The sequence below is a fragment of the Nocardioides ureilyticus genome (assembly GCF_051280745.1).
In the GTDB taxonomy this organism is placed as follows: domain Bacteria; phylum Actinomycetota; class Actinomycetes; order Propionibacteriales; family Nocardioidaceae; genus Nocardioides.
In genome coordinates, this window is sequence record NZ_JBNCOG010000044.1 from 16,522 (window position 1) to 27,795 (window position 11,274).

Genomic DNA, 11,274 nt, shown 5'->3' on the forward strand with positions numbered 1-11,274 from the left:
CTCAACTGGCGGAGGGCATCGAGCGGGCGGCGGCCCGCGCCGCGGCGAGGCCGGCGCGCCGGCCGAAGAACGAGCCCTCGCCCAGCTGGGTGCCCGAGCAGTAGCCCTTGCCGTCCTGGGCGATGTTGGACGCGCAGGCGCCCGCGGCGTACAGGCCGGGCACGACGGAGCCGTCCGGGCGCTGCACCTCGGCGTCCACCGTGGTGCGCATCCCGCCGAGGGTGAAGCCGGCGTACATCGCCTTGCCGAGGGTCAGGTCGAAGACCGCCCAGGGTCCGACCGCCTGCGGCGCGAGCCAGTCGGGGTGCTTGTGGAAGTCGGGGTCCTCCCCGCGGGCCGCGTGCTCGTTGTAGCGGTCGAGGGTCGCCTGCACCGACCCGGTCGGCAGGTCGAGGGCCTGCTCCAGCTCCGCGACGGTCTCGTAGCCGTCCACGAGCGGGACCAGCGGGTACTTGGCGTACTCCACGTGCTCGCTGTCGACGACGAGGTACGCCGAGGAGCCGGGCTGTTCCATGACGAACTGCGACGTGCGCGAGTGGTAGGAGTCCTCGGCCACGAACCGCCGGCCCTCGCGGTTGACGATCACACCGGTCAGCAGCACCGACGGCGGGTAGAACGGCGCGGTGACGAACGGCTCGTCCATGTGCCGCAGCTCCGCGCCGGCCGAGACCCCGAGCCGGATGCCGAGGCCGTCGTCGTAGGTCGAGCCGAGGACGAAGGGCTTCTCGGCGAGGCGGGGGGTGTGCTCGGCGACCATGTCGGGGTTCATGACGAACCCGCCGGCGGCCAGGACCACCCCGGACGCGCGGACGTGGCCTGTCGTCTCGAACGAGCGCCACGCCACCCCCGCGACGCCGCCGGTCCCGCCGGGGGAGTCGTCGACGACGAGGTTGGTCACCCCGGTCTCGTAGCGCACCTCGACGCCGGCCTCCGCGAGCCGGTCGCGCAGCAGGTCCATCACCATCTTGGTGCCCTCGGTGTCGCCGGCGACCGGAACCTTGTGCCCCCGTGGCGCGGGGCGGGCCTGGTCGCGGTAGGGCCACACCTTCTCGCTGCCGGTGAACATCAGTCCCTCCGTGCCGGGCTGGATCACCGCCTTCTCCGGGTAGTAGGACCGCTCGAACTCGAACCCGAGCGCCTCCAGCCACCCGAAGTGCTCCACGGAGCCCTCGCAGTAGGCGCGGATCTTGTCGTGCTCGGGGTCCTTGGAGACCGCGACCAGGTAGTCGTACATCGCCTCCGGCGAGTCCTCGTGGCCGGTGGCCTGCTGCACGGCGGTGCCGCCGCCGAGGTAGAAGTGGCCGCCGGACATGCTGGACGTCCCGCCGTGGACGGCGGCGCGCTCGAGCACCAGCACCCGGGCACCGGCGCGCGCGGCCTCCAGCGCCGCGCAGCCGCCGGAGATCCCGAACCCGACCACCACCACGTCGTACGCCGGGGTGTCGGCGGGGAGGGTGGAGGCCGGGACGGTGACGGGGATGTCGGTGCCGTTGCTCATGGACGGAATCTAGAACAAGTTCCACTTTCGTGCGATCCTTCGGCGGTGGACGACCCCGACCGCCTGGTCCTCGTCGCCGTCGACGGGTCCGAGCACGAGCTTCCCCTCCGCGGTTCCGAGCCGCTGGTGGTCGACGCGGACGAGCTGGCAGCGGCGACCGGCTGGGCGCTCCGACCGGTCGGGCTGTGCCGCGACGACACCTGCGTGCCGCTCCTCGGCCGCACCATCACCGACCCGGACGACGCCACGCTGGTCCGGCTGGCGGACTGGGCGCAGGCCCTCGGGCTCCTCCTCGCCGGGGACGCGACCGAGGGCGTCGTCGCCCTCGCCCCGTCGGCCGCGGCCCGCGGCCGGGAGCTCGGTGACGGGCGCGCGCCGAGCCTCACGCTGCCCGACGTCGACGGCAACCCCGTCTCCTTCGACGACCTCTCCGGCCAGAAGCGGGTCCTCGTCACCTGGGCCTCGTGGTGCGGCTGCCGGCACGAGCTCGCCAGCTGGCAGCAGCTCCAGGACGAGCTGGCCGACACCGGGCTGAGGATCTTCTCGGTCGCCCTCGACGCCGACCCGGAGGACTCCCGCCCGTGGATCGACGCCGGCGCACCGACGTACCCCGTCGCCGTCGACACCGCCCACGTCACCGCCGAGCGGTACGGCATCACCAACGTGCCGTCGGTCGTCTGGGTCGACGAGGACGACCGGATCGTCAAGCCGCCGACGATCGCGCCGGGCGACGACCAGTTCGTCGACTTCACCCGGATCAGCAGCGCGCAGCACCACGACGCCCTGCGCCGCTGGGCGCGCCACGGGGAGCTGCCGGCGAGCGCGGCCACCCCGATGCCGGAGCGCACCGACGACGAGCAGCGCGCGCTGGCCGAGCGACGCGTCGCGGCGTACCTCCAGCGCAGCGGTCGCACCGCCGCCGCCCGAGCCCACCTGGCCCGCGCCCAAGAGCTGGCACCGTGGGACTGGACCGTGCGCCGCGGCGGGATCATGATGACCGGCGGCGACCCCTTCCTCGGTGAGGAGTTCACCTCCTTCTGGGAGGAGTGGGACGCGTCGGGGCGACCCGGCTACACGCCCACCGCCTGAGCGAGGCCCTCCTGCCGGCGGACGCGGACGGCCGCCGGTGGCCCGGTGGCGCCCGCTAGACTGCGGACCCGCCGCCCCGCCCGTGAGGTGACATGAGCTTCGACGCCCACCAGCTGGACATGTTCCTGCTGGTCGGCTCGGCCGTCACCCTGCTGGCCGTCCTCGCGGTCCGGGCGTCGAGCGGGGCCGGCCTGCCCAGCCTGCTGGTCTACCTGCTCATGGGAGTGCTGCTCGGCGAGAGCGGCATCGGGATCCCGTTCGAGGACGCCGAGGTCGCTCACGCCCTCGGCTTCGGGGCACTGGTCCTCATCCTGGCCGAGGGCGGCCTGACCACGAGCTGGCGGGAGATCCGGCCGGCGATGCGGCTCGGCATCGCCCTGTCGACCCTGGGTGTCGCGATCTCCGTGGCAGTCGTCGCGTGTGCCGGCCACTACCTGCTGGGTCTCGACTGGCAGCTCGCGGTCCTGCTGGGTGCGACCACGTCGGCCACCGACGCGGCCGCGGTCTTCTCCGTCCTGCGCTCGGTGCCGCTGCCCCGGCGTCTCACCGGGGCGCTCGAGGCGGAGTCCGGCCTCAACGACGCCCCGGTCGTGGTGCTGGTGGTCCTGGTCTCGACCGGCGCGGCGGCGGAGGACGGGCCGTGGGTGATGGCTGCGCTCATCGTCTTCGAGCTGGTCGCGGGCATCGGCATCGGGCTCGCCGTCGGCTTCGGTGGTGGGTGGCTGATGCGGCGGGTGGCGCTGCCGGTCTCCGGCCTCTACCCCATCGCCGTGCTGGCGCTGGCCGTCCTGGCCTACGGAACCGGCGCCGCCCTCCACGCCTCCGGCTTCGCCGCGGTGTACGTCGCAGCGCTGGTGCTCGGGAACGCCGAGCTGCCGCACCGGGCCGCCACCCGGTCCTTCGCCGAGGGCGTCGCGTGGATCGCCCAGATCGGCCTCTTCGTCATGCTCGGCCTGCTCCTCTCGCCCGCGCGGCTGACGTGGGAGGTCGTGGGGCTGGCCTTCGCGGCGGGCCTGGTGCTGACCTTCGTCGCCCGACCGCTGTCGGTCCTGGCGTGCTCGTTGGTCCAGCGGATGCCGCCGCGCGAGCTGGCCTTCATCTCCTGGGCGGGCCTGCGGGGCGCGGTCCCGATCGTGTTCACCACCATCCCCCTCGCCGAGGGGGTGGACGGTGCGGACACCCTGTTCGACATCGTCTTCGTGATGGTGGTGATCTACACGCTGCTGACCGGCCCCACGCTGCCGCTGGTCGCCCGGGTGCTGAAGGTGGCCAGGCGCTCGGAGCCGCGTGACCTGGAGCTCGAGGCGGCGCCGCTGGAGCGGATCGCAGCCGACCTGCTCCAGATCACCATCAGCCCTCGCTCCCTGCTGCACGGCGTCGAGGTGGGGGAGCTGCGGCTGCCCGAGGGCGCCTCGGTGTCGATGGTGATCCGCGGTGACGAGACGATCGTGCCGGAGCGGCGCACCGTGCTGCGCCGCGGGGACGACCTGCTGGTGGTGACGCCCCGTCGGCTGCGGGAGCCGACCGAGGAGCGGCTCCGCCAGGTCAGCCGCGGCGGCCGGCTCGGCCAGTGGCTCGGGGGCGGGACCGGTTAGTCGCTCCGGCGTCAGGACGGCGGGCTGCAGATCGTCACGTCGTTGCGGGCCTTGACCGCCTTGCGGCCCTTGACGAGCTTCCGGAAGCCGTCGCCGACGACCACGGTCACCCCGGCGGTGGTCGTGTCCCGCCGGACCACCTCCACGTCCTTGCCGAGCCTGCTGGCGACCAGCCGCGCGGCCGGGCTCCCGGGCGTCTCGGTCCACACCTGAGCGCCCGCGACCTCGGTGTCCTCCGGCGCGTTGCCGGTCTGGCCGCGCCCGAAGCCCTCGTCCTCGAAGAGGCCCAGAGTGCGGCCGGCCAAGCCCTCGCGATCGCCGGCGTTCAGCACGCTCACGGTCACCTGGTCGGGGAAGACGCGGGTGCCGGCGGTGATGGTGGTCTCCAGGCACGTAGGCGCCTCGACCCGGCCGGGGAACGGCTTGGTGGCGGCCGACCAGCCCCACGCCGCACCGGCCACGACGAGGACGAGCAGGAGTCCCATGGTCAGCAGCGTGCGCAGCCGGTCGTCGAGGCGTCCCGCCATCAGCCCGCTCCCTCCAGGCTGTGCACGCGCGCGTGCAGCACGAGCCGCTGCTGCAGGGCCGCCCGCAGGGCCCGGTGCAGGCCGTCCTCGAGGTAGAGCTCGCCGCGCCACAGCACGACGTGGGCGAAGAGGTCGCCGTAGAAGGTGGAGTCCTCGTCGAGGAGCGCCGCCAGCTGGAGGGTGTCCTTGGTGGTCACCAGCTGGTCGAGCCGGACCTGTCGGGGCGGCAGGGCCGCCCAGGCGCGGGAGGTCAGCCCGTGCTCGGGGTAGGGCCGTCCGTCCCCGACCCGCTTGAAGATCACGTGCCGACCATAGCGAGGCGGCCGGCACGGCCCCGTACGCGTGGGTCGTCCGAACCACGACGATGCGCGCGGGACCGTTCGCACCGGCCGGCCGCGACCTGCGTGAGGCGCGCCGGCCGGTGCGGGTCTCAGACCGACCAGCGCACCGAGTCGTCGACCAGGTCGGCGAGCGCGTGGACGCCGCGCAGGTCGGCGCGCTGGTCCATCAGGCGGGTGAGGGCCTGCGAGTGTCGGGTCCGGAGCGCGGCGCGCTGCTCGCGGATCCGCTCGAGCCGCTGGTCGATCGACGTGGGGTCAGCCATGACGTCCTCCAAGGGTGCTGGTCGGGAGCCCGGGGTGTCGGGCGGTCGGTGAGGAGGACGCTGCCGCAGGAACATCGCCGGGCGGTTGACTCCCGGTTACGGGGACGTTTAACTCGCGTGCGGCGCGTGTGATCTACGTTGCAGCGATGACCAGCGAGTCCTCGCCCACCAGCGCCGACGACGCCCGCGACGTGGCCGAGATCTGCCGTCTGAAGTACACCTACCTCCGCACGCTCGACACCAAGGCGTGGGAGGAGTTCGAGGGCTGCTTCGTCCCGGAGGCCACCGGCGACTACAACGGCCTGGTCTTCGACGACCGCGCGGCACTCGTCGGCTACATGCGCGAGCACCTCACCGACGGGATGATCACGCTCCACCAGGCGCACCACCCCGAGATCACCATCGAGGGGGACTCCGCCACCGGCCGCTGGTACCTCCAGGACAAGGTCATCGTCGAGGCCTTCCGGTACGTCCTGGAGGGCGCCGCGATCTACACCGACCGGTACGTCCGCACGCCCGGAGGCTGGCGGGTGGCCCACACCGGCTACCGGCGCACCTACGAGATGACCTGGAACATGGACGACGTACCCAGCCTGAAGGTCAGCGGGCCCGGGACGCACACGCACGTGTGAGGGAAGGCAGGGAGGCGTCAGCATCCCAAGTGAACTTGGGATGCTGACGCCTCGCTGCTGTGGCAACACCCGAGAAGCGACAGGAAAGGCCGCGATGCACCGTCCGCACCACGCGACGGCGCCTGCCGCAGGCGCCCGTGGTCAGAGGGCCAGGTCGGTCCAGGCCACCTGCACGACCTCGGTCCCCCGGTCGCGGGTGACCAGCCGGCCGCGGCCGGGCGGTGCCGGTGCCGACCTCAGGTTGCCCAGCAGCGGGCCCTCGTCGGGGCTGCCCGACAGCAGCAGGCCGGGCATCGCCAGGTCGCGCATCGACTGGATCACCGGCTCGTAGAGCGCGCGCGAAGCGCCGCCGGAGCGGCGCGCCACCACCAGGTGCAGCCCCACGTCGCGAGCCTGGGCCATCAGGGGCTGGAGCACGCTCACGGGCGAGGACTGCTGGGTCGCCACCAGGTCGTAGTCGTCGACGAGGACGAAAACCTCCGCACCGGTCCACCAGGTCCGGTTGCGCAGCTGGTCGGGGGTCACGTCCGGTCCGGGGATCCGGTTCTGCAGGTACGCCGCGAGGTCGGCGAGGGCGGGCTGGGCCTGGGTCGCGGAGGTCAGGTAGTTGAGCAGGTACTCCTCCGGGACCTCGCCCAGCAGCGACCGGCGGTAGTCGACCACGACCAGCTGCGCCTCGCGCGGCCCGCGCGTCCGCATCACCTCGCGGGCGTAGGCGCGCAGCAGGGCACTCTTCCCGGACCGGCCGTCGCCGAAGACGAGCAGGTGCGGCTCGGCCTCCGGGTCGAGCCCGACGGGCGCCAGCTCCTTCTCGTCGACGCCGAGCAGCAGGTGCCGGTCCTCGGCGCGGGTACCCTCGGCGCTCGCGGCACTGGCGGCCTCCGCGAGCCGGCGCACCTCCTCCAAGGTGATCCGGTCGGGCAGCAGCCGCAGCTTCGGCCCGGCGGGGCCCGTCCACGCCGCCGCCACCCGGCGGACCAGGTCCTCGACGCCGTCGCCGAGGGTCTCGGTGCCGCTGTCGCCGTCGATGCGCGGCAGCGCACCGAGGAAGTGCAGCTTGTCCGGGACCAGGCCGCGGCCCGGGCGGCCCGAGGGCACCAGCTGGGCGACCTTGCGGTCGATCTCGGAGTCCATGGCGTCACCGAGGCGCAGCTCGAGCCTGGTCCCGAACATGTCGCGCATGGCGGCCCGGAAGTCCGACCACCGGGTCGCCGCGGCGACGACGTGGACGCCGAAGGTGAGCCCGCGGGTGGCCAGCTGCTGGATCTCCAGCTCGAGGTCGTCGAAGTCGGCCCGCAGCGTGCTCCAGCCGTCGACGACGAGGAAGACGTCGCCGTACCCGTCGTCGACGCGGCCCGTGGCGCGCCGGGTTCGGTAGGTCTCGATCGAGTCGATCCCGTGGCGGCGGAAGTAGGCCTCCCGCCGGTCGACCACCCCCTGCACCTCGGCCAGCACCCGGCGCACGACGTCGGGCTCCGACCGGCTGGCGAGGCCGGAGACGTGCGGGAGGCCGGCGAGCGGCGCGAAGGTGCCGCCACCGAAGTCGAGCACGAAGAACTGCGACTCGAGCGGGGTGGTGGTGAGCGCGAGGCTGGTGACGACGGTGCGCAGCAGGGTGCTCTTGCCCGAGCGCGGGCCGCCGACGACCGCCACGTGGCCGCTCGCGCCGGCGAGGTCCACCGTGAGGGTGTCGCGGCGCTGCTCGCGCGGCCGGTCGACGGTGCCGAGCGGCACCACCAGGCCGCCGAGGTCGCGCCAGGCGGGCGCGACGAGGCCCAGCGCCGGGTCCTCGACCAGCCCGGGCATCAGCTGGTCGAGGGTGTCGGGGGCGTCGAGCGGCGGCAGCCACACCTGGTGGGCGGGTGCGCCCCGGCCGGCCATGTGGGTGACCGCGATGTCGAGCAGGGACTCCTGGCCGGCACCCTCGGGCACCGCCACGGTGGCGGGCTCGGGCTCGGCCTCCGGGAGCTCGAGGGCCTGCACCTCGGCGACCGTGAACGGCAGGATCCCGCCGACGTGCCCGCTCTCGTCGCGGCGGACCCGCGCGCGACCCGTCGGCGGTCCGGAGACATAGGCGGCCTTGAAGCGGACGAGCGCCGTCGGGTCCGGCTTGAGGTAGCCCAGCCCGGGCACCGGCGGCAGCTCGTAGGCGTCGGGCACGCCGAGGACCGAGCGCGACTCCTGGGCGCTGAAGGTCCGCAGGCCGACCCGGTAGGACAGGTGCGACTCCAGGCCGCGCAGCCGTCCCTCCTCGAGGCGCTGGCTGGCCAGGAGCAGGTGCAGGCCGAGGGAGCGGCCCAGCCGGCCGATCGCCACGAAGAGGTCGATGAACTCCGGCTTGGCCGAGAGGAGCTCGGAGAACTCGTCGACGACGATGAACAGCGACGGCAGCGGCGCGAGGTCCTCCCCGGCGGCGCGCGCCTTCTCGTAGTCGCGGACCGAGGCGAAGTTGCCGGCCTCCCGCAGCAGCTCCTGGCGGCGCACCATCTCGCCGGAGAGCGCGTCCTGCATCCGGTCGACCAGGGTCAGCTCGTCGGCGAGGTTGGTGATCACCGCGGAGACGTGCGGCATCCCGCTCATGCCGGCGAAGGTGGCGCCACCCTTGAAGTCGACGAGCACCAGGTTCAGCTGCTCGGGGCTGTGGGTCATCGCCAGGCCGAGCACCAGGGTGCGCAGGAACTCCGACTTCCCCGAGCCGGTGGCGCCGACGACCAGCCCGTGCGGGCCCATGCCCTGCTGCGCGGACTCCTTGATGTCGAGGTGGACCGGGGCGCCGCCCTCTCCGAGGCCGACGGGGACCCGCAGCCGGTCCCGCGCCGGGCGGGGACGCCAGGCCGTGGTCGGGTCGAAGCGGCGTACGTCGCCCAGCCCGAGCAGCTCCATGAAGTCCGTCGGGCCGGTGATCTCCCCGCCGGTGGGCTCGACGACGCCCGAGGCGACCGTGTGCAGCGGGGTGAGCCGCCGGGCGCACGCCTCCGCCGTGGCGAGGTCGCACTGGTCGGCGTGGGCGGCGACCGGCTCCTCGCGCAGCCGGACCGCCAGCACCGGCTGGCGGACGTCGTCGGAGCGGCGACGGCCGTCCTCGAGCTGGATGCGCAGCCGGGTGGCGTCCTCGAGCTCGCCCCAGCGGGCCGGCAGGTCCAGCAGGGTGACGCCGTGGAGGCCGTCGGGCGGCACGACGTGGTTGCCCGGGGGCAGCTCGCCGCCGTCGATGACCAGCAGGATGTGCGGCGTGGCCGGCCGCTCGTCGGCGCCGAACCGCGGCCGGTCGCCGAGGTCGGGCGGCAGCAGCGCCGCGAGGTCACCGAGACCGGTGGTGACCATCCGCATCGGGCCGGCGGCGTCGGACTGCTGTGCGCTCTGGGCGTGGGGCAGCCACTTCACCCAGTCCCAGTGGGCGAGGGTCCGCTCGGAGGCCAGCACGGCGACGAGCAGGTGCTCGGGGGAGTGGAAGGTGGCCGCCGAGCAGATCATCGCGCGGGCCAGCGACCGGGCGGCCTCCTCGGGCCCGCACAGCTCGATGCGGTCGAAGGCCCGCAGGTCCACCGCTGCGGGGAGGTCCGGCTGGAGCCGGTGCACCACGAGGAGCCGGTGCAGGGCGGAGGCGGCGGCCGGGTCGACCTGGTCGATGGGCGCGCTCTCCGGCGGCACCAGGTCGAGCATCAACGGCTGCGCGCAGGTCCCGTAGCGGACGTGGAGGAAGTTCGGGTCCGTGGTGGCGTGCCCCCACACCCGGGAGCGCTCCTCGGCGACCGCGGGCAGGGCGGCCGGCTCGGGGTGGTGCCAGGTCAGGGCCCGGCGCTGCTGGTCGGCGGCGTCACGCGCGAGTCGGCGGACGGTGGCGAGGTAGCGGAGGTACTCGGTGCGGGAGCCGGTGACCTGCTGGACCCGTTGCTTCCGCTGCCGGTCGACCTGGACGAGGATGAAGCCGACGGTGGCGAAGAGGAACATGCCGGCGGCGATGTAGCTGCGGCCGCCGCTGCCGCCCATCGTGGCCACCAGCACGATCGACCCCAGGCTGCCGAGCATCGGGATGGCGTTCATCAGCACGCCCCCGGCGCCCTCGTGCGGCTCCAGCGGCGGCGGTGGCTGCAGCACGATCTGGCCGGAGGGCAGCTCCGGGGCCTCGACCCGCCCACCGCGCAGCGTCGTACTCACACCCAGGCTCCTCGCTGACGTCGCCGCAGGGCGCTCGGGTCGCCGGCGCGGTCGCGGCGATGATAGGCAGCGCCGGGGCCGGCGGCCAGTGCACCCGGCGGCTGTCCCCGGCTACCCTCCGTGCCACGCGGAGGGGCGGTGTGCCGTCGCACTGCAGGATGCCGGGACGGGAGGCGCGATGACCGGACGCACGGGCGACCTCGTCGTGCTGAGCGTGCACGGCTCGCGCGGCGTCCTCGACCTCGTCGTCCCGGCGGACGGCGACGCCCGCGAGGTGGCGGCGGCGTACGCCGAGCAGGCCGGCCTGCCGGTGGCACCTGTCCTCGTCCGGAGCACCGGCCGGCCCCTCCCCGCGTCGGTCCCGCTGGCCGAGGCCGGGGTCGGGTCGGGCAGCGTGCTGGTCGCGCTGCTGCCCGGTGACCAGCCCGGTGACCAGCCCGGCGGCCGGCCCGGCGACCGGCCCGGCGACCGGCCCGGCGACCGGCCCGGCGACCGGCCAGGTGAGCTGCCCGGTGGGCTGCCCGGCGACCACACGGGGTGGCCGGCCGACGGCCGTGACGAGGCCGGTCCCGGCTCCTCCGCCCTGGCTGCCACGTGGTGCGTGCTCGCCGGTGCCGCTGCGGCGCTGGGCGGTTGGCTCGCGGCCTCGAGTGCCGCCGGTGGTGTCCGCACCGCGGCGGTGGCCGCCCTCGTCGTCGGCGCCCTCCTGGCCCTGGTGCCGGTCGGTCGCCTCGCCGGCCACCGCGCCGCCGTCGCACCCGTCTTCGGCGGCGCAGCGGCGCTGGCGGTGGTCTGGGACCCGGCGCCCGAGCGGCTGCCCGGGGTCCTCGGCACCGCGGCGCTGGCCGCAGCCGTGGTGGCGGCCGTGGCGCGCGCCCTCCACGAGCGCGCCGAGGAGGCCCTGCGCACCTGGGTCGTCGGCGGGCTGGCCGTCTTCGCGACCACGGCGCTCGGCACCCTGGCCGGTGTGGCGCCGCAGGTCGTGTGGGCGGTGCTGCTCGTCGCAGCGGTGCTCGCCGCCCGCGTGGTCCCGAGCTGGGCGGTCGACGTGCCCGACCAGCTGCTGGTCGACCTCGAGCGCCTGGCCGTCACGGCCTGGTCGGCCCGGGACCGCCCGCCCGGCCGCCGCCGGCGCACGCTCGTGCGGGCCGAGTCGGTGGCCGCCGTCGCC

The 11,274-nt window shown here is 74.5% G+C and carries 9 protein-coding genes; 4 read left to right on the forward strand and 5 right to left on the reverse strand.

All coding sequences use genetic code 11. The features are described from left to right. Position 1: 1 nt before the first annotated feature. On the reverse strand, positions 2-1,498 hold the full coding sequence (locus ACSMHG_RS17895; RefSeq protein ID WP_435747639.1) for an FAD-binding protein: 1,497 nt from the start codon (positions 1,496-1,498) through the stop codon (positions 2-4). A gap of 45 nt (positions 1,499-1,543) precedes the next feature. Here ACSMHG_RS17895 and ACSMHG_RS17900 point away from each other — a divergent pair, with 45 nt between their 5' ends. Both ACSMHG_RS17900 and ACSMHG_RS17905 read left to right on the forward strand, forming a co-directional pair. After that, positions 1,544-2,587, forward strand: coding sequence for a redoxin domain-containing protein (locus ACSMHG_RS17900; RefSeq protein ID WP_435747641.1), 1,044 nt, complete (start codon positions 1,544-1,546; stop codon positions 2,585-2,587). Between the two features lie 92 nt (positions 2,588-2,679). Then, positions 2,680-4,182 carry a potassium/proton antiporter gene (locus ACSMHG_RS17905; protein ID WP_435747643.1) on the forward strand — a complete coding sequence of 501 codons (1,503 nt, stop codon included), beginning with the start codon at positions 2,680-2,682 and terminating at the stop codon, positions 4,180-4,182. Positions 4,183-4,193: 11 nt separating this feature from the next. Here ACSMHG_RS17905 and ACSMHG_RS17910 read toward each other — a convergent pair whose 3' ends face one another. From ACSMHG_RS17910 to ACSMHG_RS17920, 3 genes are all read right to left on the reverse strand, one after another. Then, positions 4,194-4,709 (reverse strand): LytR C-terminal domain-containing protein, encoded by a 516-nt coding sequence (locus ACSMHG_RS17910; protein ID WP_435747645.1) that lies wholly within the window; start codon positions 4,707-4,709, stop codon positions 4,194-4,196. Further along, positions 4,709-5,011, reverse strand: coding sequence for a type II toxin-antitoxin system VapB family antitoxin (locus tag ACSMHG_RS17915; protein ID WP_435747647.1), 303 nt, complete (start codon positions 5,009-5,011; stop codon positions 4,709-4,711). Before ACSMHG_RS17915 ends, ACSMHG_RS17910 begins: the two co-directional genes overlap by 1 nt. 128 nt (positions 5,012-5,139) lie before the next feature. Beyond that, positions 5,140-5,313, reverse strand: a complete 174-nt coding sequence (locus ACSMHG_RS17920; RefSeq protein ID WP_435747649.1) for a hypothetical protein — start codon at positions 5,311-5,313, stop codon at positions 5,140-5,142. 146 nt (positions 5,314-5,459) lie between these two features. Here ACSMHG_RS17920 and ACSMHG_RS17925 point away from each other — a divergent pair, with 146 nt between their 5' ends. Further along, positions 5,460-5,945 carry a nuclear transport factor 2 family protein gene (locus ACSMHG_RS17925; protein ID WP_435747651.1) on the forward strand — a complete coding sequence of 162 codons (486 nt, stop codon included), beginning with the start codon at positions 5,460-5,462 and terminating at the stop codon, positions 5,943-5,945. A gap of 141 nt (positions 5,946-6,086) precedes the next feature. Here ACSMHG_RS17925 and eccCa read toward each other — a convergent pair whose 3' ends face one another. Beyond that, a complete protein-coding gene (gene eccCa, locus ACSMHG_RS17930; protein ID WP_435747653.1) occupies positions 6,087-10,103 on the reverse strand; it encodes a type VII secretion protein EccCa in 4,017 nt (1,338 codons plus the stop codon). A gap of 178 nt (positions 10,104-10,281) precedes the next feature. Here eccCa and ACSMHG_RS17935 point away from each other — a divergent pair. Beyond that, on the forward strand, positions 10,282-11,274 hold a 993-nt coding region (locus tag ACSMHG_RS17935; protein WP_435747655.1), incomplete at its 3' end, for a ubiquitin family protein.

Coding starts and splice junctions, on each gene's coding strand:
- ACSMHG_RS17895 (WP_435747639.1), bottom strand. CDS start 1,498: ATGAGCAACGGCACCGACATCCCCGTCACCGTCCCGGCCTCCACCCTC.
- ACSMHG_RS17905 (WP_435747643.1), top strand. CDS start 2,680: ATGAGCTTCGACGCCCACCAGCTGGACATGTTCCTGCTGGTCGGCTCG.
- ACSMHG_RS17910 (WP_435747645.1), bottom strand. CDS start 4,709: ATGGCGGGACGCCTCGACGACCGGCTGCGCACGCTGCTGACCATGGGA.
- ACSMHG_RS17920 (WP_435747649.1), bottom strand. CDS start 5,313: ATGGCTGACCCCACGTCGATCGACCAGCGGCTCGAGCGGATCCGCGAG.
- ACSMHG_RS17925 (WP_435747651.1), top strand. CDS start 5,460: ATGACCAGCGAGTCCTCGCCCACCAGCGCCGACGACGCCCGCGACGTG.